Below are 21,066 nucleotides of genomic sequence, written 5' to 3'. Positions count from 1 at the left end.
TTTCCTGACAGAAGGACGAACAAGCATGTCAACGCTGGAAATCCGCGATCTTCACGTGACCGTCGAGACGGAGAACGGCACGAAGGAGATCCTCAAGGGCGTCAACCTGACGATCAACTCGGGCGAGACGCACGCCATCATGGGCCCCAACGGCTCCGGCAAGTCGACGCTGGCCTACTCCATCGCCGGCCACCCCAAGTACACGGTCACGTCGGGCACCGTCACGCTGGACGGTGAGGACGTCCTCGCGATGGAGGTCGACGAGCGCGCCCGTGCGGGCCTCTTCCTCGCCATGCAGTACCCCGTCGAGGTTCCGGGCGTCACCGTCTCGAACTTCCTGCGCACGGCCAAGACGGCCATCGACGGCGAAGCACCGAAGGTGCGTACGTGGGTCAAGGACGTCAAGGGCGCCATGGGCAACCTCAAGATGGACCCGGCCTTCGCCGAGCGCAACGTCAACGAGGGCTTCTCCGGCGGCGAGAAGAAGCGCCACGAGATCCTGCAGATGGAGCTTCTCAAGCCGAAGATGGCGATCCTCGACGAGACCGACTCCGGCCTCGACGTCGACGCGCTGCGCATCGTCTCCGAGGGCGTCAACCGCGCCAAGGACGAGACGAACTGCGGCGTCCTGCTCATCACGCACTACACGCGCATCCTGCGCTACATCAAGCCCGACCACGTCCACGTGTTCGTCAACGGCAAGGTGGCAGAGGAGGGTGGCCCCGAGCTGGCCGACCGCCTCGAGGCCGAGGGCTACGACCGCTACGTCAACGCCGCTGCGGAGGCGAAGGCCTGATCATGGCTCACGCATCCTTCGACGCGGCGCGCGTGCGGGAGGACTTCCCGCTGCTCGCGCGCCGCGTCCGCGACGACAAGCCGCTGGTCTACCTCGACTCCGGTGCGACGTCGCAGAGCCCCGAGTCGGTCATCACCGCCGAGGGCGACTTCTACCGCACCGTGAACGCTGCGGTGCACCGAGGAGCCCACCAGCTCTCCGAGGAAGCCACCGACGCCTACGAAGGCGCGCGCGAGACCATCGCCCGTTTCATCGGTGGGCGAGCCGACGACATCGTGTTCACCAAGAACGCCACCGAGGCTCTCAACCTCGTTGCGTACGCCTTCAGCAATGCCGGCGCGCCCGGCGCGATGGACGGCGTCGATGAGGCGATCGCCTCGAAGTTCGCGCTGGGCCCCGGTGACGAGATCGTCGTCACGGCGATGGAGCACCACGCTAACCTCGTGCCGTGGCAGGAACTCGCACGTCGTACCGGCGCCACGTTCCGTTGGATCGAGATCACCGACGACGGTTTCGTCGACCTCGATTCGGCGCGTGAGGTCATCACCGAGCGGGCCAAGGTCGTCGCCTTCACCCACGTCTCCAACGTGCTGGGCACGATCAACCCCGTCAATGACCTCGCAACGATCGCTCGCGAGGCCGGGGCACTCGTCGTTCTCGACGCGTGCCAGTCGGTGCCGCACATGCCCGTCGACGTGGCACAGCTCGATGTCGACTTCCTCGCCTTCTCCGGCCACAAGATGCTCGGTCCCACCGGCATCGGTGTGCTGTGGGGCAAACACGAACTCCTCGAGGCGATGCCTCCGTTCCTCACCGGCGGATCGATGATCGAGATCGTGAAGCTCGAAGGCACGACGTTCGCGCCCCCGCCCCAGCGCTTCGAGGCGGGCACGCCGAACGCCGCCCAGGCCGTCGGTCTCGCCGCCGCGTGCGACTACCTCGAGGCGCTCGGCATGGACAACGTGCTGCGTCACGAGCAGGATCTGATCCAACTCACGCTCGACGGCCTCGCCGAGCGTCCCTGGGTCAGCGTGCTCGGCCCCCAGGACGCAGGTGCCCGGCTCGGTGCGGTCGCGTTCGTCGTCGACGGGGTGCACCCGCACGACGTCGGGCAGATTCTCGACGACGCCGGTGTTGCCATTCGTACCGGTCACCACTGCGCGTGGCCGTTGCACCGACGTCTTCGCGCCGTGGCGAGCAGCCGTGTCAGTTTCAACGTCTACTCCACGGCCGACGACGTCGAGGCGTTCCTCACGGCGCTCGACCGGGTGCCGAACATCTTCGGTCTGGAGGTCTGAGATGGATCTGTACCAGGAGCTCATTCTCGAGCACTCCAAGCGCCCGCAGCACGCGGGCCTGCGCGAGCCGTTCGGCGCCGAGAGCCACCACGTCAACACCTCCTGCGGTGACGAGATCACCCTGCGTGTCGACGTCGAAGGCGAGGGCGACGACGCCGTCATCAAGGACGTCAGCTACGACTCGATCGGTTGCTCGATCTCCGTGGCGTCGGCGTCAATGCTTGCCGAGAACCTCATCGGGCTCACGCTGCGTGAAGCCCAGGAGGTCTTCGGTGCCACCCGCACGATGCTCACGAGCAAGGGCCAGTCTGCCGGTGACGAGGAAGTCATCGGCGACGCCATCGCCCTCGCCGGAGTCTCGAAGTACCCCGCGCGCGTCAAGTGCGCCCTGCTGTCGTGGTCCGCACTGCAGGACTCGCTCGGCAAACTCGGTCTCGACCTGACCGGGGGCGCCGCATCCACCACGGAGGAGACCAAGGCATGACCGACAACGAGATCACCGCCGACGTGACCGCCAACGAGGCCGAGGCGCCCGAGCGCGCCCAGGCGCAGGGAGTCAGCGACTCCGGCGTCGAGGTCGAGGAGGTCAAGGAGGCCCTGCGTGACGTCGTCGACCCCGAGCTCGGCATCAACGTCGTCGACCTCGGCCTCGTCTACGGCATCACCGTCGACGAGAGCAAGCACGCCGTCATCGACATGACGCTGACGTCTGCGGCCTGCCCGCTCACGGACGTCATCGAGGAGCAGGTCGCCACGTCCCTGCTTGATGTCGTCACGGGCCACACGCTCAACTGGGTGTGGATGCCGCCGTGGGGCCCGGACAAGATCACCGACGACGGCCGCGAGCAACTTCGCGCGCTCGGCTTCAACGTCTGACAAGAGGTGGGCGAAAGCGGCTCCGGTCCTCCTGAGTCGCGTCGACCCTGACGACGAAGGCACTCACCACTGTGGTGAGGGCCTTCGTCGTGTCGTTATCTCGCGTGACGTCCGCGAGAAAACGCAACCCGTGTGGAAGCCGGTCGATTGCCCACAGTGGAGAGACGCGAAACGGCCCCTCGTCCCGGAGGACGAGGGGCCGTTTCGAAACGTCGCAGAGGCTCGCGGATCAGACGCGACCGAAGCGGTAGCTGGCACCGGCGCGCGAGAGCGACACGCGCGTACCCGGACGCATAGCGTGCCACACCATGCCGTTACCGGCGTAGATACCCGTGTGGTAGGCGTAACCACCAGAGGTGAGGAACGCCAGGTCGCCCGGACGGGCGTACGCGCGGGAAACGCGGTAGGAGGAGCGGTACTGCTGGTTGGCCGTACGCGGCAGGTAGCGGCCGACCTGGCGGTAGGACCAGCTCGTCAGACCCGAGCAGTCGAAGCGCCACGGGCCGGAAGCGCCGTACACGTAGGGCGCACCACGACGGCTCGAGGCCTTGGCCACGGCGCGGCGCGCGGACGCGGCCGTGACGGCGCTGGCGTTCGAGGCGCTGGCAACCGAGACGGCGCCGAGAGCGGAGGAGGCCAGAGCCGTGCCGACGGCAACCTTGGAGGTGTTGGCCATGAAGGAGCGGCGGGACATGTTCTTCATGTCGATTCATTTCCAGGAGCGCTTACGAGGCATGACCTGTCGGGTTCGAGATCCTAGATTCTCGGCCCACCGAAGTGAGCTTTACCCCAAGAACCACCGAAGTGGCCCGGATGCTGGGTGCACCGTTCCCGTCGCTCCGCGTGATGCGAAGTTTTACCTGACCTTCGTGACGGGACTCAGCGACGAAGCAGGGCCGCACCGTTTCGGTGCGACCCTGCAAGATTACAGACTGATCACGAGCGACACAAATCGAGCGTTCATCAACTTGTCAGGAGAACCACATCTTCGCGGTTTTCCGGCGTTTTTCAGCCCAGATCCTGTGCGTTGAACGTGTCGCAGGAGTTGAGTTCACCGCTCTGGAAACCGGTGAGGAACCACTTCTGACGCTGCTGCGACGAACCGTGCGTCCACGACTCCGGCGTCACCCGGCCCTGGGCCTTCTGCTGGATGCGGTCGTCACCGACCGCGGATGCGGCGGACAGCGCCGACTTGATGTCGGACTCGGTCACGGTCTTGAGGAGGGTGTTGCCGTTCTTGTCCTTGGCCTCGGTGGCGTGGTTGACCCAGATGCCGGCGTAGCAGTCGGCCTGCAGCTCGAGGCGGACCGATCCGGACTCGGGCCCCTTCGGGTCCTGCTGGGCGCGACCCAGGGCGCCGAGAAGGTCCTGGATGTGGTGGCCGTACTCGTGCGCGACGACGTACATCTGAGCGAGGTTGCCGCCGTCGGCGCCGTAGGTGCTCGACAGCTCCTGGAAGAAGCTCGTGTCGATGTAGACCTTCCGGTCGTTCGGGCAGTAGAACGGCCCCATCTGCGAGCTCGCGGTGCCGCAACCGGAGGACGTCTGGCCGCTGTAGAGCTTGGTGGGCGCGTACTCGTACTCGGTGCGACCGCCGGTGAAGTCCGGGAGCGCCTGGTCCCAGTAGGCCTGAACGGCATTGACCGTTCCGATCACGCGGCAGGTGTCGTCCTCGTTGGCGTCAGCACCCGTCTTGCAGGCCTGGATCTGCTGGGAGACCCGGTCGTTCGAGCCGGAGACGTCCTGCGTGTCCTGGCTGTACTGGTTGAGGCCGCTCGCGCCGCCGGGGTAGCTGCTCCCGCCACCGCTGCCGGTGATGTCGATGCCGAAGAACGCAAAGATGAGCATGAGGATGAGACCGCCGATACCGCCGACGGCCGTACCTCCGCCCATCCCGCCGCGGCCACCGCCGAAGCCTCCGGAACCACCGGATTCGACCTGCGACGTGTCCAGCTGCGCGTTGTCGTTGAACGTCAAGAGAACCTCCGTTGTGAAGGCGGACGGCGTCGTCCACCCCGATTCATCTCTCGTAGACTACTGGGGCTTCACGCGCCTCGCCGTATGTCACGCGAGCAGAGCGCTCCCGTCCGGCGTGTCGGAGCCGTACACCCCTTCACCGTTCTTTCGAGGAGCCCTGCCCTGTGATCACCGCCGAAGGCATCGAACTGCGCGCCGGCTCGCGCATCCTGCTCGAGAGCGCCACGTTCCGGGTGGCCGCCGGTGACCGTGTCGGACTCGTCGGGCGCAACGGTGCCGGTAAGACCACCCTGACGAAGGTGCTCGCCGGTGAGGGTCTGCCCGCTGCCGGCAAGGTGGTCAGCTCCGGGGCAGTGGGATACCTGCCGCAGGATCCCCGCACCGGTGACCTCGATGTCCTCGCGCGCGACCGTATCCTGTCCGCGCGCGGCCTCGACGCCATCGTCGCCGACCTGCGCAAGGCCGAAGCATCCATGGCCAGTGAGAACGACGACGTCCGCGAACGGGCGATGCGTCGCTACAGCCGTCTCGATGCCGAGTTCGACGCCCAGGGCGGGTACGCCGCCGAGTCGGAGGCGTCGTCGATCGCCTCGAGCCTCGGGCTCGAACAGCGCATCCTCGAGCAGCCCCTGCGCACGCTGTCCGGTGGTCAGCGCCGCCGGATCGAATTGGCACGCATCCTCTTCTCGGGCGCTCAGACCCTGCTTCTCGACGAACCGACCAACCACCTCGATGCCGATTCCATCATCTGGCTGCGCGATTACCTCAAGAGCTACCGAGGTGGGCTCATCGTCATCAGTCACGACGTCGACCTGCTCGACGCCGTCGTGACGAAGGTGTTCCACCTCGACGCCAACCGGGCCGAGATCGACCAGTACAACGTCGGGTGGAAGGCATACCTCCAGGCCCGCGAACTCGACGAGAAGCGTCGCAAGCGCGAGCGACTCAACGCCGAGAAGAAGGCCGGCGTCCTGCTGGCCCAGGCCGACAAGATGCGGGCGAAGGCGACGAAGGCCGTGGCGGCCCAGAACATGGCGCGGCGCGCCGAGAAGATGCTCGCCGGCATCGAGGGCGAACGCGTGCAGGACAAGGTCGCCAAGCTGCGCTTCCCGAAGCCTGCGCCGTGCGGCAAGACGCCGCTCATGGCGGAGGGACTCTCGCGCTCCTACGGTTCGCTCGAGATCTTCACCGATGTCGACCTCGCCATCGACCGTGGCTCGAAGGTCGTCGTCCTCGGACTCAACGGTGCCGGTAAGACGACGCTCCTGAGGATGCTCGCGGGCGTCGATGCACCGGACACGGGCCGCATCCTGCCTGGCCACGGACTCAAGATCGGTTACTACGCCCAGGAGCACGAGAACCTCGACGTCGACCGCAGCGTCCTGGAGAACATGAAGTCAGCAGCGCCCGAGCTCGGGGAGACCGAGGTCCGCAAGGTGCTCGGCTCGTTCCTCTTCTCCGGTGACGACGTCGACAAGCCCGCCGGCGTTCTCTCCGGTGGCGAGAAGACGCGACTCTCGCTGGCGCTGCTCGTCGTCTCGAGCGCCAACGTGCTGCTGCTCGACGAACCGACGAACAACCTCGACCCGGCCAGCCGCGAGGAGATCCTCGGGGCGCTCAACAACTACGAGGGTGCCGTCGTGCTCGTCAGCCACGACGACGGCGCCGTGGAGGCCCTCAACCCCGAACGCATCCTGCTCCTGCCGGACGGTGTCGAGGACCTGTGGGGTCCGGACTACGCCGACCTCGTCTCCCTCGCCTGATCGACGTGAGACCGTTCGCATGCTGAGGTCAGGAGCCGCGCCGTGTCGATGATGGGCCCGGGCTGGCAGATGATGCGCTCGATGTCGAAGGACGCCACGGTCAAGGACCAGCGCCTGGCTCCGGGCACGGTGCGTCGCGTCGGCGGATACGCCACGCGATACACCTCGACCATCGCGGTCTTCCTCGTTCTCGTCGTCGTCGACGCGGTGATGATCGTCGCGACGCCACTGCTGCTCAAGCACATCGTCGACGACGGTGTCGTGCCGCGCGATCGGCAGGTCGTCGTCACCCTCTCGCTCGCCGTGGCGGCCGTCGCAGTCCTCGGCGCGGGAGTGACCGTCGTGCAGCGATGGTTGTCCGCGCGCCTGGGCGAAGGACTCATCTTCGACCTGCGCGCCGACGTCTTCCGGCACGTGCTCGCCCAGCCCATCGCCTTCTTCACGCGCGCCCAGACGGGTGCGCTCGTCACGCGCATCAACAGTGACGTCGTGGGCGCTCAGCAGGCGTTCACGACGACGCTGTCGACGGTCGTGAGCAACGTCGTCAGCCTCGCCGTGCTCCTCGTCGCCATGACGTCCCTGTCGTGGCAGCTCACGGTGGCGGCGCTCGTGCTCGTGCCGCTGTTCCTCCTCCCGACGCGCCTGTTGGGCCGTCGTCTCGCCGGTCTGACCCGCGAACAGATGACTCTCAACGCCGAACTGGGCGCACGGATGACGGAGCGCTTCAACGTCGCCGGCGCCCTGCTCGTCAAGCTCTTCGGCCGGCGCAGCGACGAATCGGCGCAGTACGACGCCCGCGCCGCCCGCGTGCGCGACATCGGCGTGTCCATCGCGACGCAGCGCAGCATGTTCCTCGTCGCCCTCACGCTCATGGCGTCGCTCGCCACCGCACTCGTCTACGGCGTCGGCGGTCTGCTCGCTGTGGACGGCACCATGACGGTCGGCACGCTGCTCGCCATGGCCGCCCTGCTCGGACGGCTGTACGGCCCGCTCACCGCTCTGTCGAACGTGCGCGTCGACGTCATGGCGGCCATGGTCTCCTTCGAGCGGATCTTCGAGGTGCTCGACCTGCCTCCGCTCGTCCGTGAGGCGGATGACGCGGTCGCCCTCGGGCCGGGCCCGCTCGGCGTCCGCTTCGACGGTGTCTCGTTCGGTTACCCCAGCGCCGATGACGTGTCGCTCGCATCGCTCGAGACGACCTCGAGCGGTGATCGCGACGCCGGTGAGCTCGTGCTGCGCGACATCGACCTCGACGTCGCACCGGGCAGCGTCGTGGCGCTCGTGGGTCGCAGCGGTGCCGGAAAGACGACGCTCACCTCGCTCGTACCCCGGCTGTACGACCCGACGAAGGGGCGCGTCCTGGTCGGGGACCTCGACCTCACCGGGGTGAGCCTCGAGTCGGTCGCCCAGCGCATCGGCGTCGTGACTCAGGAAGCGCACATGTTCCACGACACCGTGCGGGCCAACCTCCTGTACGCACGCCCCGACGCCACCGACCGCGATCTCGAGCAAGCCCTTCGCGCGGCGCACGTCTGGGCCCTCGTCGAACGTCTGCCGCACGGTCTCGACACCGTCGTCGGCGATCGCGGACACCGGCTGTCCGGGGGAGAGAAGCAGCGGTTCGCCATCGCCCGGCTGCTGCTCAAGGCCCCCGACGTGGTCGTGCTCGACGAGGCGACGGCCCACCTCGACAGCGAGTCCGAGCGCGCGGTGCAGGCGGCGCTGGCGAACGCGCTCGTGGGGCGCACGGCGCTCGTCATCGCCCACCGCCTCTCCACCATTCGCCGCGCCGACAGCATCGTCGTGCTCGACGGCGGGCGCATCGTGCAGCAGGGAACGCACGCCGAACTGCTCGCCGCGGGCGGCCTGTACGCCGACCTGCACGCCACGCAGTTCAGCGACGACTGAACGCCGGTCGCCGACGCCCGGGCATCTTGCCGCGTACGCGTTCACCCGGTGGTGACGGGGCCGTCATGACCACCGCCCATGAGCAACGAGGGTTCGCGGCTCGCCAACGACCCGCCATGGGGGCGCCGGCCCCAGGCGGGGAAGCGCCGTCAGAGGGTGCGCAGAGATCCGCCGTCCACCGGTAGGGCGATGCCGGACAGGTACGACGCCGCCGGGCTGGTGACGAAGGCGGCGACGCGGCCGAACTCCTCCGGCGTGCCGTAGCGACCCAGCGGAATCGCGCCCTCGTTCTTCGCACGCGTGGCCTCGGCGTCACCGCTGCCTGCGTCGAGCGAACGGACACGGTCGGTGTCGATACGCCCCGGGAGCAGGACGTTGACGCGGCCACCGCGCGGGCCGTATTCGTCAGCCAGCGTCTTCGCAGCCATGGCGAGGCCGGGACGCAGACCATTGGAGATGGCGAGCCCCGGAATCGGCGACTTCACCGAGGACGATAGCACCATCGTCACGGCCATCTGAGCCTCCGGCTCGAAGGGTTCGTCGAGCACCGCGCGTGCCATGCGCAGACCGCCGAGGAACACGCTGTCGAAGGCTGCGCGCCACTGCTCCTCGGTCGTGTCACCGAGTTTGCCCGCGGGCGGGCCACCCACCGAGACGACGGCGCCGTCGAGGCGGCCGAAGCTCTCCTTGGCCACGGCGATGAGGCGAGCGGGGGTCTGCGGGTCGGCGAGGTCAGCCGCGACCGCGCGCACGTTCGCGCCCGTCGGGAGCTGCTCGGCCGCCGCGGCGATCCGCTCCTGGTCTCGTGAGGCGATGACGAGGTCAGCGCCGTCCGCCGCGAGCACCTTCGCCGTCGCGAGGCCCAGGCCGCCGGAGGCGCCGGTGACGATGTACGTCCGTCCGTTCAGTCCACAGTCCATGGCTTCATCCTGTCACTCGTCCTCTTCGTCCCAGATCCGCTGCTTGCGCTTCTTCTCGCGCCTCGGACGCGCGGCAGTCGCGCCCTCGTGTGCCTGCACCTCGCCGGCGGACGCGGGATCGGCCGTCTCGAGGCCGTCGAGGTACTCACGCCGGGCGCGCATCAGGACGAAGGCGTATCCGGCGACGATGCCGAGCCACCACTGGATGGCGTAGCTCAGATTGATGCCGGCCGCCATGCCCTGCGACGGCCGCTCCAGGGCCTGCGGTCGCGGGGGAGTCGTCCCGTCGGGCATCGACTCGGTGCGCATGCGGACGTAGCCGTCGACGAGTTGCTCACCCGTGGCCTTCTCGGCGTCGGCCGTCGAGATCGAGGAGAGCTGGCCTTCGACCGGCGGCCGGCCGAGGCTCTTCTCGCTCGGTCGCACCCAACCGGTCACCGTCACCTGGCCACGCGGCGACGCGGGAACAGAACTTGGCTTCGCCGCGCTCGAGCCGTTGGTCACCCACCCGCGGTCGACGAGCACTTTGATGCCGTCGACGGCGAAGACGTCCACGGTCTCGTAGCCGAAATCGCCGCCGGGCCCCGGCCTGTTGCGCACCATGTGGACATCACCGAGATAGGTGCCGGTTCCGCGAACCTGCTTCCACTCGTCATCCTTGGCGGGGGCCCGGCCGTCCTCGAGAACGTCACCGAACGGGACGGGTCGGGCGTCGTAGTTCGTGTCGATCCGCTCCTGGATCGTCGACTTCTCCTGCCAGCGATTCCACTGCCAGCGCCCTGCGACGAGGCAGATCGTGGCCCACAGTGTCGCGACGAGCAACCACGTGAGCCAGCGTTTGGTGGAGAGCAGTCGAAGCACCCCACCAGCCTAGTAGGGCTGTTCGCCGCCCTGACGCCGGGCATCAGGGACGAGCAGGTTCCCGCGAGGCGCCTCAGCCGTCGTGCGGATCCAGGGCGTCGGGCCGGACGCTGTCCCGGTAGAAGCCGCGCAGAGACAGGAAGTCGCGCAGCGTCACCTCGTGCTCGTCGCACGCGAGCCAGACCTTGCGTCGTTGCGCGTCGTGCAGCTTCGGGTTGTTCCACCGCAGAGCCCACGTCGCGTGGCGTCGGCACCCCTTCGCGCTGCAGATCAGCTCGGCGGGGTCATCGCTAAGAGCGGTCCGCAGATCCATGGATCTCCTTGGGAGGCACCGGAGGGGGAGTGACGGCACCCATGCGGTCGATGCGCCGCTTGCCCGTCGCGTTGGCGTACACGACGGCCGCGTAGGGCAGTACGGCAGCGAGAGCGAAGCACACGACACTGAGCGGGCGGCTGACCTGCCAGGTGGCGACGGCCGCGATGAAGCAGACCGTCCGGATGGCCATCGAGATGAGGTAGCCACGCATTCGGCGGTTCTGGTCGTCCTCGGCCGACTCGGGCAGGCTCGTCGCCGAGAGGCGGGGCTGTTCACCCTTGCCCGTCCGCGAGGAAGCTGCTCGTGCCATGGCTCCAGCTTACGACTCACCACGATTCGTCCCAATTGGAGTACCCGGGGGTAGTGGATACGTTGCTGAGCGAGGTTGATTCCGGCGCGCCCGCGCCCGACCACACGACATGCTGCGAACGAAGGACAGGGTGAATGACGAGCCGCAACGTACTGGTGACCGGAGGCAACCGAGGTATCGGTCTGGCCATCGCCGAGAGGTTCCGTGACCAGGGGGACGCCGTCGTCATCCTTTCGCGCGCCGGTGAGGACGTCGCGGGCATGCCCGCGGTTGCGGGCGACGTCAGCGACTCCGACTCGGTGAAGAAGGCGTTCAAGGAGGCCGAGGAGAAGCTCGGCGGCCCCATGGACGTCGTCGTCGCGAACGCCGGAATCACCGACGACGGTTTGCTCATGCGCATGAGCGACGAGTCGTTCGACCGTGTCATCGACACCAACCTCGCCGGTGCGTTCCGCTGCGCCCGCGCCGCGACGACCGGCATGATCCGCCGCAAGGGCGGGCGCCTCATCTTCGTCTCGAGCGTCGTCGGACTCTACGGGTCTCCGGGCCAGGCCAACTATGCGGCGAGCAAGGCCGGTCTCGTCGGTCTCGCCCGCTCCGTTGCCCGCGAACTCGGGGGCCGTGGCATCACGGCCAACGTCGTCGCGCCCGGCTTCATCGAGACCGAAATGACGTCCTCGCTGCCGGAGGACCGGCAGAAGGCCTACAAGGACGCCATCCCCACCGGGCGCTTCGCCCGCCCCGAGGAGGTGGCAGCCGCCGTCACGTTCCTCGCCTCGCCGGAGGCCGCCTACATCAACGGTGCTGTCGTACCCGTCGACGGCGGCCTCGGCATGGGCCACTGACCACTGACCCAGCCCGCATCCTCCACTCCGCTCCGCCCCGCACGAAAGGCACCACCATGGGTCTGCTCGAAGGTAAGAAGCTCCTCGTCACCGGCGTCCTCATGGACTCCTCGATCGCCTTTCACGTGGCGCGCCTGGCCCAGGAGGAGGGCGCCGAGGTCGTTCTCACGAGCTTCGGCCGCACGATGAAGATCACGCAGATGATCAGCCGTCGGCTGCCCGAGCCCGTCGAGGTGGTCGAACTGGACGTGACGAACACCGAGCACCTCGAGACCCTCGCCGAGCGCCTCAAGCCGATCATCGGTTCGCTCGACGGCGTCGTGCACTCGATCGGCTTCGCACCGCAGGGCGCGTTCACCTTCATGGACGCCACGTGGGAGGACGTCTCGACGGCACTGCACGCCTCGGCGTATTCCCTCAAAGCCCTCGCGAAGGCTGCCGAGCCCCTCATGAAGGACGGCGGCGCCGTTGTCGGGCTGACGTTCGACGCGAAGTTCGCCTGGCCCGTCTACGACTGGATGGGCGTGGCCAAGGCTGCGTTCGAATCGACGAACCGTTACCTCGCACGTGACCTCGGCCCGCAGGGGATCCGCTGCAACCTCGTCGCCGCCGGCCCGATCCGCACCACGGCGGCCAAGTCGATCCCGGGCTTCGAGCAGTTCGAGGAGACCTGGAACAACCGTGCTCCGCTGGGTTGGGACGTCTCCGACGCGGTGCCCGCCGCGCGCGCCTGCGCGGCACTGCTGTCCGACTGGTTCCCGGCGACGACGGGCGAGATCGTCCACGTCGACGGCGGCGTCCACGCGATGGGTCAGTAGGCGTCCAGCCCGTGTCGGGCGGATGCAGGTGAAGCACACCCGTTCTAGGGTGAATTTCATGACTGCAGACGGCACGCAGGCCGCAGGTGTCCGCCTGCTCGGCAACCGCGTTCTCGAGGGCCCGAACCTCTACTTCCCGCGCCCCGCGATCAAGACGACGATCGACGTCTCGGGGTGGCTGAGCAGTGAACCGGAACAGCTGAGCGAAGCGTTCGCCCTGCTTCGCGCGCGCCGCCCGCGACTCGGCGACGAGGGTTCTGCCGTCCGCGACCGCGCCGTCATGCGCCTCGTCGAGGTCGTCACGCGTCGTGTTGCCGCTGCGAGCGGCACGGGTCAGCTCGGTGTCCGGGTTCGCCACGGCGAGGAACCCTCGGAGTACGTCGTGGCCTTCCCCTGGAAGCACCTCGAACGCGGCCGCGCGTTGGGCCGCGCCGTGGCTGCGGCTCTCACCGATCTGCTCGACCCGGTGTCCTCCTCCGACGCCGTTCGACGTGCCGCCGACGCGGTTCTCGCCTCCGAACCGGGCCCCGCCGGAACCATGTCCAAGCCGAAGGTTCCGGTCATCTCGATCACCGGAACGAACGGCAAGACGACGACCACGCGCCTCGTCTCGCACATCTCGATGACCGCAGGGCGCAAGACGGCGTGGAGCTCCACCGACGGTGTGCTCGTCATGGGCGAACACGTCGAGAGGGGTGACTACTCGGGACCCTCGGGTGCTCGCACCGTGCTCGCCACCCCCGGCCTCGAGGTCGCCGTCCTCGAAACCGCGCGAGGCGGCTTGCTCAACCGCGGAATGGGTGTGCCGTACAACGACGTCAGCGTCGTGACGAACGTGTCGCCCGACCACCTCGGTACCGGCGGCATCGACACCGTCGACCAGCTCGCCGAGGTCAAGGCCATCATCACCAAGGTCACCCGACCGAGCGGTTGGTGCGTGCTCAACGGTGACGACCCCCGTGTCTGGGCGATGCGGGTCGGTACGCCCGCGCAGATCATCACCTTCACACTCGACCCGGAAGCGCCCGGCATCCGTGAGGCACGGGCCGCACACGGCAAGGCGTTCACCGTCATCGACAACGACATCGTGTGTATCGACGACTCGGGCGTGGACTCTCTCGTCTCCCTCGACGACGTGCCCATGACGATGGCCGGGCTTTCCGCCCACAACATCGCGAACGCTCTCGCCGGGGCGGCCGGTGCCCTGGCGCTCGGACTTCCGCGCAGCGCCGTCGTCGAGGGGCTACGCACGTTCTCCCCGGACGCGAACCTCAACCCGGGCCGCATGAACGTCTACACCGTGCCCAAGCCGAGCAGCCCCGACGAGTCGGTCACCGTCATCATCGACATGGCCCACAACGAGGGAGGTTTGGAGGCTCTCCTCGCCGTGGGTCGTGGTCTCGTCGCGCCCGGGGGGCGACTCCTGCTCGGCCTCGGAACCGGCGGGGACCGCAGCGACGAGATCCTCGCCAACCTCGGCGAGCTCGCAGGCCGTGGCGCAGATCTCGTCCACGTGGTGCACAAGGAGCACTACCTTCGCGGTCGCTCGATGGAGAACCTCGAAAGCCACTTCCGTGACGGTCTCGCGCGCGTCGGGGTGAGCCCGGAGGCGAGCCACCGCACCGAACTCGACGGCGTGCATGGCCTCCTCGACGCGGCACACGGGGGCGACGTCGTGGCGGTCATGACCCACAGCCACCAGGCGGAGATCCACTCCTGGTTGACCGAGACGGGCGCGTCGATGGACGACGCACGAACCATCGCCCGCAAGGCACGCACCGCTCGCGGTGTACCGAACGAGAAGATCGAGAACACCGGCTTGCCCGACGACGTTCAGGGCCACATCGGTGACGCCGTCGCGTCATTGCGTCGGGTGACCGCCTCCGGCCACGCACCCGCAGCACTAGTCGACGCTCTGGACCTGCTCACCTCACTGCCGCACCGCGAGTCCTGACACGCTCGCCGATCCGGCCTCGTCCCGACGACCAGTTGGCCCCTTCCCACCGCAGCGGTGGGAAGGGGCCAACGCGTTCGTTCCTCAGCCCTGAGTGTCAGCCGGGTTCGGCGTGACCGCCTCGGCCGCGGCGTCGTCCTCCTCGGCGCTGGCGAACCGCTCGTCCGGGCTGAAGTCGGGGTCGCCCGGCTGTTCCTCGTGGGTGTGCGCGCCCGGCGTCGCGAGGTGGGTGCGCTCCTCGACCGTGGCCATGACCCGGGCGTGCTTGTCGGCGCAGATGACGATGACGTCGTTGGGCCGCGCCCGATCGAGTGCCTTCGTCGTCGCCTCGAGCTCGTCGAGGACGGTGACGATCTTCGTCGCGCGGCCACCGTCGGCAGCCACGGCTCGCGCACCCTCCTCGATGATCCTGGCCGCTTCGCCGACCTCGCGGCGGCGCAGGTTCTCGTCCTCACGGATGATGACGGTGTCGAACCACTTGGCCGCCAGTTCACCCATCTCACGGATGTCCTGGTCACGACGGTCGCCGGCAGCTCCGACGACGACGGTACGGCGCACCCTCTGGGCACGGTTCTTTCCCGCGACATATCGGTCGACGAACTCGCCGAGCAGGTCGAGGCCCGCCGGGTTGTGGCAGTAGTCTACGAACACCTCGGCGTGGTCGACCTCGATGCGGTTGAGGCGACCGGGGGAGAGGTAGTAGCTCGTCGTGAAGGTGCGCAGGCCCTGACGGATGTCGTGCAGCGGCACACCGGCGGCGAAGGCCGCTCCCGCCGCGGCGAGCGAGTTGGCGACGTTCATGCGTGCGGCGCCGTTGAACGTGCTCGGCAGCAGGTGGGTCCAGGCGAGCTGCATCGAACGGCGGCCCTGCTTGAGGACGATCATCTCGCCCTTCTCCGTCGGCTCGAGGACGACGGCGCGGTCACCGCGAACGCAGCGCTCGTCGATGAACTGCCTGACGCGGCTGTCCGGGGCGTCCATCGAGAACCACACGATGGTTCCACGGCACACGTGGCGCATACGGCGCACGTACGGGTCGTCGGCGTTGAGGACTGCGAAACCGTCACGCGGCACGGCCTCGACGACGACCTGCTTGACGTCCGCGAGGTCCTTGAGGGACTTCACACCGCGCATGCCGAGGTGGTCGTTCTGGATGTTCGTGACGATGGCGATGTCGTTACGGTCGTAGCCCAGGCCCTCGCGCAGGATGCCGCCGCGGGCGACTTCGAGGATCGCGAAGTCGACTCGCGGGTTCTGAAGCACCATCTTGGCCGACTTGGGGCCCGACGCGTCACGGGTGATGAGCAGACGCTCGTCGACGATGATGCCGTCGGTCGAGGTCATGCCGACCTTCTTGCCGAGGCCCTTCATGACGTGCGCGAGCATGCGCGACGTCGTCGTCTTGCCGTTGGTACCCGTCACCGCGACAATCGGCACACGCGACGGCGTGCCGGGCGGGAAGAGCAGGTCGACGACCGGTTTGGCGATGAACTGCGGTTCCCCGACCGTCGGGTGGGTGTGCATGCGGAACCCGGGAGCGGCGTTGACCTCGCAGATCGCGCCGCCGGACTCACGCACCGGCACCGTGATGTCGGGGCAGATGAAGTCGATGCCGGCGACGTCGAGTCCGATGAGGCGCGCGGCCTCCTCGGCGATCTCGACGTTGTCCGGGTGGGCATCCATGGTGCGGTCGATGGAGATACCACCGGTCGACATGTTGCCGGTGAGGGCAAGCTTCACCATGACGCCAGCCTCAGGCACGGCGTCCATCGCGTAGCCCTGTTCCTCGACGAGTTCGCGGGCGGCGTCGTCGACCTTGATGCGCGTGAGCACCTTCTCGTGACCGTATCCACGACGCGGGTCGGCGTTCGTGATGTCGACGAGTTCGGCCACCGTGTGCTCGCCGTCGCCCATGACGTGGGCGGGCACACGCTCGGCGATGGCCGCCATCCGGCCGTCGATGATGAGGCAGCGGTAGTCCTTGCCCGTGACGAAGGACTCGACCTGCAGCACGCCGCGGCGCGACTGGGCCAGAGCGATCGGGTAGGCCTCGCGGACGTCCTCCTCGTTCTGCAGGTTGAGGCAGACACCACGGCCGTGATTGCCGTCGAGCGGCTTGACGACGACCGGGAAGCCGATCTCCTTGGCCGCCTCGACGGTGCCCTCCATCGTGCGCACGACGTCGGACTTCGGCACCGGCAGACCGGCCGACCCGAGCAGCTTCACCGTGAGGTTCTTGTCGCCCGCGATGTCCACCGCGAGCGCGGGGGTGCGCGACGTCATCGTGGCGCGGATGCGCTGGGCGTGGACGCCCTGACCGAGTTGGACGAGCGAGGCGCCGTTGAGACGGGTCCACGGGATGTCGCGCGAGACGGCCTCTTCGATGATGGCCTGCGTCGACGGGCCGAAGGCCTTGCGCTGCACGAGGTTGTGGAACCGCTCGAGCTCTGCCTCAACGTCGAACTCGGGGTTGTTCTGCACGAGGTGATTGACGATGTTGACCGCCAGTTCACCGGCTGCGAGACCGACGCTCTCGTCGAGGAAGGCGAAGATGACGTTGTACCAGCCCTCGCGGTCCTCGACACCACGCGTCTTGCCTCGACGGACGTCGTGGCCGGCCTCCTGCTGCAGCTGCAGCGCGAGGTGCTCGGCCACGTGACCGAGCCAGGTGCCCTCGTGGAGGCGCTCGATGAAGCCACCCTCACGCCCGCGCGAACACGAGTGACGCTGCAGACCGGGGAAGAGCTCGACGAGAGCCTCGGTGAAACCGGGCAGCGCGTGCGTCGGGTAGTACTCGAGCACGCCCAGATCGAGCACGAGGTGAATCGCCGGCTCGTAGGACCACACGTTGGGGCCGCGGTAGACACGCGTGCTTCGGATGCGCAGGCTCGGCTCGATGGGCCCGGGAGCTTGCGGGATCTCGACGACGGTCATGGAGTTCTCCCTCGTGGAAGGCACAGCGTCTCAGTGACGCAGTGCGGCTGCCGCCGTGGCGGTGTCGTGCTGATCCTTCGCGGCCGTGACGGCCACGTCGGCGTTCTGCTCGACGAAATCCGTCAAGGTCGCTGTGGTCAGGTCGAACGTCGCTCCGTACGGGAGCGAGTGAACGACCGCTCCCGTGACGAGCAAGGGCGCGTCACGGCGGGCTTCATGGGCGTCGGTCTGCGCCCGTCGGGCATCGACGATGAAGACGGCACCGGATCCGACGATCGTCATCTCGTGCCCGTTCGTGATCTCGGCGGCCGTGTCCTCGTCGATGCCCATTCCGAGCAGGCTGGGAGAACCGGCGACGAGCGAGAGCAGTCGGCCGTAGCGCGAGCGCTGGTCGAAGTGCTGGTCGATGATGACGCCCGGCACGAGGCCGAGACCCTGCGTGAGCTGGCTGGAACGCTGGCGAGGGGTGACGCCTTCCTCGCCCATGGAGATCATGAACTGGCTCATGATCGAGGCGCCCGCACTCGTGCCGGCGATGACGGCGCCACGCTCGTAGGCGCGCAGCATGGCGTCGCCGAGCGGGGTGCCGACGATGAGCTGGCTCAGCTTGAGCTGGTTACCGCCCGAGATGAAGACACCCGTGGCGTTGTCGATGCGCTCGACGAGCTCCGGCGACGACGACTCGAGCCGCGTCTGCGGGTCGACGCTCGAGACCTCGGGGCACCCCAAGCGCGAGAACACGGTGGAGTACACCTCGATGACCTCGGACGCCAGCGACGATGCCGTCGGGATGACGACGATGTTCGACTTGCGGCCCCCGGCCAGACGCACGAAGCGGCGCAGGATGGTCACGCGGCCGATCTTGTCCTCGGCCCCACCGATGATGAGCAGGGATCGACGGGGCTCGCTGTTCTCAGGCATGGGGGCTATGTTAGGCGCCCGTTCCGCTCATCGCAGCAGAGTCCACGTCGAGATTGTCGGCCTCTTCGATGTCCTCGCGGCTGATACCGAGCAGGAACAGCACACTGTCCAGGTAGGGCACGTTCACGGCGGCATCGGCCTGAGCCCGCACAACGGGCTTGGCGTTGAACGCAACGCCGAGACCGGCGAGCGCGAGCATGTCGAGGTCGTTGGCTCCGTCACCGATCGCGACCGTGCGTTCCAGGGGGAGACCTTCGTTCTGCGCGAAGTGCGCGAGAGCGCGTGCCTTGCCCTCACGATCGACTACCTCGCCGAGCACCCGCCCGGTGAGCTTGCCGTCCGCCACCTCGAGTGTGTTGGCCTGGGCATACGTGATGCCGAGGTCGTCGGCCAGGGGGCGCACGACCTCGATGAAGCCACCCGAGACGACGCCGACGGTGAAACCGAGACGCTTGAGGGTGCGCACCAGCGTGCGCGCGCCGGGCGTCAGGCGAATCGCGGCGCGGACGTCATCGAGCACCTCGACCGGAAGCCCTTCGAGAGCGGCGACACGTGCGTGCAGGGACTCGGCGAAGTCGAGTTCGCCGCGCATGGCCCGCTCGGTCACCTCGGCGACCTCGGCCTCACGGCCTGCGTGGGCCGCGAGCATCTCGATGACCTCGTCCTGGATGAGTGTCGAGTCGACGTCCATGACGACGAGACGTCGCCCTCGCCGCGCCAAACCGGCAGCGGCGACACTCGCGTCACAGCCGCTCTCCGCCGAGACCTCGGCCACGCGGCGTCGCAACTCGACGACCTCGACACCGGACACATCGAGCTCGATGGCCGTCACGGGGGTACGGGCGAGACGACGCACCCGGTCGATGTTTCCGCCGTGGTGCACGACTTCGGCGGAGATCTCGGCCAGTGCCTCGGCCGGCACGGTGTCCGCCAGCAGCGTGACGACGGCGCGCCCGGGCAGGCGGTGCACGTCATCCGCCATGCCGGGCGTCAGCGTGAGCGAGAGGCCACGCAGTTCGGCGAGGCGGCGCATCTCGACCTCGAAGTCCTCCGGATGCTGGGAGGAGACGAGGAAGGACAGCGTGATGCTCCCGCCGAGCACGGCCTGCCCGACGTCGATGATCTCGACGCCGAACCGGGTCATCGCATCGGCCAGTTCGTGGAAGAGCCCCGGGAAGTCGGTGCCCTGGAACGTCAGGCCGATGAGGTCGGTACGCGGGTTGTCGTTCGTCACAACCCCATTCATAGCGTGAACCACTCTCGCGTGCATCCGCCGCTCACGACGTGATGACCGTGCCCTTGCCGACGACGACAATGCCCGACTCCGTGACGGTGAACCCGCGAGCGCGGTCCTGCTCGTGGTCGAGGCCGATGTGCGTGCCCTCGGGCAGGTGCACGCCCTTGTCGATGATGGCGCGTCGGATGATGCACGAGCGGCCCACGTCGACGCCGTCGAGGAGGATGGACGAATCCACGTCGCTGAACGAGTGAACGCGCACGTTCGGCGAGAGCACCGACCGACTCACCGTGGCGCCGGAGATGATGCACCCGGGGGAGATGAGCGAGTTCACGCCCGTACCCGTGCGTCCGTGCTCGCCGTGGACGAACTTCACCGGCGGGAGGCTCATGCCCGACGTCGTGTGGATGGGCCAGTCGTCGTTGTAGAGGTTGAAGATCGGGTGGACCGACACGAGGTCCATGTGCGCGTCGTAATAGGAGTCGATGGTGCCGACGTCGCGCCAGTAGCCGCGGTCACGGTCCTCTGCGCCGGGGATCGTGTTGTCCTTGAAGTCGTAGACGTAGGCCTCGCCCCGGTCGACGAAGGCGGGAACGATGTCGCCGCCCATGTCGTGCTTGCTGCCCTCGAGGTCCGCGTCGCGGGTGACGGCATCGATCAGTGCGTCCGCCGTGAAGACGTAGTTGCCCATCGAGGCGAGCACCTCGTCGGGGCTGTCCGGCAGGCCCTGGGGGTCGGTGGGCTTCTCGAGGAAGGCCCGGATGCGCGACGGGTCCTCGGGGTCGACGTCGATGACGCCGAACTGGTCGGCCAGGGAAATGGGCTGACGGATCGCGGCGACGCTCGCCTTGGCGCCGGAGGCGATGTGCGCCTCGACCATGTCGGCGAAGTCCATGCGATAGACGTGGTCGGCGCCCACGACGACGACGTAGTCGGGCTTCTCGTCGTAGATGAGGTTGAGGCTCTGGTAGATCGCGTCGGCTGAACCGAGGTACCAGTTCTTGCCCACGCGCTGCTGTGCCGGGACGGGCGTGACGTAGTTGCCGAGCAAGGAACTCATCCGCCACGTCGTCGTGATGTGGCGGTCGAGGCTGTGCGACTTGTACTGGGTCAGCACGACGATCTGGAGGTAGTCGCTGTTGACGAGGTTGCTCAACGCGAAGTCGATGAGTCGGTAGATTCCACCGAACGGCACGGCGGGCTTGGCCCGGTCCGCGGTCAGGGGCATGAGGCGTTTGCCCTCGCCGCCGGCGAGAACGATGGCTAGGACCTTGGGGCCTCCACGATTTGGCATGCGACTGACAATAGGCGGATCGTGTCTTTCATCACACC

Annotated in this window: 19 protein-coding genes and 1 riboswitch; of the genes, 9 read left to right on the top strand and 10 right to left on the bottom strand. The window is 67.9% G+C overall.

Features of this window, described 5'->3' with window-relative positions:
- Positions 1-25 precede the first annotated feature (25 nt).
- The 4 genes from sufC to K9D12_RS01640 are packed head-to-tail and all read left to right on the top strand — an operon-like array spanning position 26 to position 2,970.
- The gene (sufC, locus tag K9D12_RS01655; protein WP_047312788.1) at positions 26-796 is read left to right on the top strand and encodes a Fe-S cluster assembly ATPase SufC; all 771 of its coding nucleotides are present in this window, start codon (positions 26-28) and stop codon (positions 794-796) included.
- A gap of 2 nt (positions 797-798) precedes the next feature.
- Positions 799-2,094: a cysteine desulfurase gene (locus K9D12_RS01650; protein ID WP_047312789.1), complete on the top strand. Its 1,296-nt coding sequence runs from the start codon at positions 799-801 to the stop codon at positions 2,092-2,094.
- Between the two features lies 1 nt (position 2,095).
- A complete protein-coding gene (gene sufU / locus K9D12_RS01645) occupies positions 2,096-2,578 on the top strand; it encodes a Fe-S cluster assembly sulfur transfer protein SufU (RefSeq protein ID WP_187034979.1) in 483 nt (160 codons plus the stop codon).
- Positions 2,575-2,970 carry a metal-sulfur cluster assembly factor gene (locus K9D12_RS01640; protein WP_225910765.1) on the top strand — a complete coding sequence of 132 codons (396 nt, stop codon included), beginning with the start codon at positions 2,575-2,577 and terminating at the stop codon, positions 2,968-2,970. The genes sufU and K9D12_RS01640 overlap by 4 nt, the downstream gene beginning before the upstream one ends.
- A 229-nt stretch (positions 2,971-3,199) precedes the next feature.
- Here K9D12_RS01640 and K9D12_RS01635 read toward each other — a convergent pair whose 3' ends face one another.
- Positions 3,200-3,673 (bottom strand): C40 family peptidase, encoded by a 474-nt coding sequence (locus K9D12_RS01635; protein WP_052947149.1) that lies wholly within the window; start codon positions 3,671-3,673, stop codon positions 3,200-3,202.
- Positions 3,674-3,677: 4 nt separating this feature from the next.
- Positions 3,678-3,865, bottom strand: a riboswitch (cyclic di-AMP (ydaO/yuaA leader).
- 113 nt (positions 3,866-3,978) lie between these two features.
- Positions 3,979-4,947, bottom strand: coding sequence for a neutral zinc metallopeptidase (locus K9D12_RS01630; RefSeq protein WP_223059274.1), 969 nt, complete (start codon positions 4,945-4,947; stop codon positions 3,979-3,981).
- A gap of 164 nt (positions 4,948-5,111) precedes the next feature.
- Here K9D12_RS01630 and K9D12_RS01625 point away from each other — a divergent pair, with 164 nt between their 5' ends.
- A complete protein-coding gene (locus K9D12_RS01625) occupies positions 5,112-6,710 on the top strand; it encodes an ABC-F family ATP-binding cassette domain-containing protein (protein ID WP_223059273.1) in 1,599 nt (532 codons plus the stop codon).
- A gap of 51 nt (positions 6,711-6,761) precedes the next feature.
- Entirely contained in the window at positions 6,762-8,618 is a 1,857-nt protein-coding gene (locus K9D12_RS01620; protein ID WP_047312894.1) for an ABC transporter ATP-binding protein, read from the top strand.
- A 149-nt stretch (positions 8,619-8,767) separates the two neighbouring features.
- Here the strand turns inward: K9D12_RS01620 and K9D12_RS01615 are convergent, their stop codons facing one another.
- The 4 genes from K9D12_RS01615 to K9D12_RS01600 form a co-directional block, all read right to left on the bottom strand.
- The gene (locus K9D12_RS01615) at positions 8,768-9,538 is read right to left on the bottom strand and encodes an SDR family oxidoreductase (protein WP_223059272.1); all 771 of its coding nucleotides are present in this window, start codon (positions 9,536-9,538) and stop codon (positions 8,768-8,770) included.
- Positions 9,539-9,550: 12 nt separating this feature from the next.
- Positions 9,551-10,399: an SURF1 family protein gene (locus K9D12_RS01610; protein ID WP_223059271.1), complete on the bottom strand. Its 849-nt coding sequence runs from the start codon at positions 10,397-10,399 to the stop codon at positions 9,551-9,553.
- 73 nt (positions 10,400-10,472) lie between these two features.
- Positions 10,473-10,712 (bottom strand): hypothetical protein, encoded by a 240-nt coding sequence (locus K9D12_RS01605; RefSeq protein ID WP_187034991.1) that lies wholly within the window; start codon positions 10,710-10,712, stop codon positions 10,473-10,475.
- The gene (locus K9D12_RS01600) at positions 10,690-11,025 is read right to left on the bottom strand and encodes a DUF3099 domain-containing protein (RefSeq protein WP_187034993.1); all 336 of its coding nucleotides are present in this window, start codon (positions 11,023-11,025) and stop codon (positions 10,690-10,692) included. The genes K9D12_RS01605 and K9D12_RS01600 overlap by 23 nt, the downstream gene beginning before the upstream one ends.
- 134 nt (positions 11,026-11,159) lie before the next feature.
- On the opposite strand from K9D12_RS01600, the gene fabG reads away from it, so the two are divergent.
- Genes fabG through K9D12_RS01585 form a run of 3 tightly spaced genes read left to right on the top strand, consistent with a single transcriptional unit; the run spans position 11,160 to position 14,642 of the window.
- Entirely contained in the window at positions 11,160-11,870 is a 711-nt protein-coding gene (gene fabG, locus K9D12_RS01595; protein WP_223059270.1) for a 3-oxoacyl-ACP reductase FabG, read from the top strand.
- A gap of 56 nt (positions 11,871-11,926) precedes the next feature.
- Positions 11,927-12,688: an enoyl-ACP reductase FabI gene (fabI, locus tag K9D12_RS01590; protein ID WP_223059269.1), complete on the top strand. Its 762-nt coding sequence runs from the start codon at positions 11,927-11,929 to the stop codon at positions 12,686-12,688.
- 58 nt (positions 12,689-12,746) lie between these two features.
- The gene (locus K9D12_RS01585) at positions 12,747-14,642 is read left to right on the top strand and encodes a Mur ligase family protein (protein ID WP_225910764.1); all 1,896 of its coding nucleotides are present in this window, start codon (positions 12,747-12,749) and stop codon (positions 14,640-14,642) included.
- Positions 14,643-14,726: 84 nt separating this feature from the next.
- On the opposite strand, the gene cphA is transcribed toward K9D12_RS01585, so the two are convergent.
- The 4 genes from cphA to glgC are packed head-to-tail and all read right to left on the bottom strand — an operon-like array spanning position 14,727 to position 21,028.
- The gene (gene cphA, locus K9D12_RS01580) at positions 14,727-17,576 is read right to left on the bottom strand and encodes a cyanophycin synthetase (RefSeq protein ID WP_129663495.1); all 2,850 of its coding nucleotides are present in this window, start codon (positions 17,574-17,576) and stop codon (positions 14,727-14,729) included.
- A 30-nt stretch (positions 17,577-17,606) separates the two neighbouring features.
- The gene (locus tag K9D12_RS01575) at positions 17,607-18,497 is read right to left on the bottom strand and encodes a cyanophycinase (RefSeq protein WP_047312799.1); all 891 of its coding nucleotides are present in this window, start codon (positions 18,495-18,497) and stop codon (positions 17,607-17,609) included.
- A 10-nt stretch (positions 18,498-18,507) separates the two neighbouring features.
- A complete protein-coding gene (gene serB, locus K9D12_RS01570) occupies positions 18,508-19,731 on the bottom strand; it encodes a phosphoserine phosphatase SerB (protein WP_129663497.1) in 1,224 nt (407 codons plus the stop codon).
- A gap of 43 nt (positions 19,732-19,774) precedes the next feature.
- Entirely contained in the window at positions 19,775-21,028 is a 1,254-nt protein-coding gene (gene glgC, locus K9D12_RS01565; protein WP_047312801.1) for a glucose-1-phosphate adenylyltransferase, read from the bottom strand.
- Between the last annotated feature and the right edge of the window lie 38 nt (positions 21,029-21,066).

Source organism: Dermacoccus sp. Tok2021 (genome assembly GCF_019895135.1).
Lineage (GTDB): Bacteria > Actinomycetota > Actinomycetes > Actinomycetales > Dermatophilaceae > Dermacoccus > Dermacoccus abyssi.
This window is presented reverse-complemented; position numbering and strand designations above follow the sequence as displayed.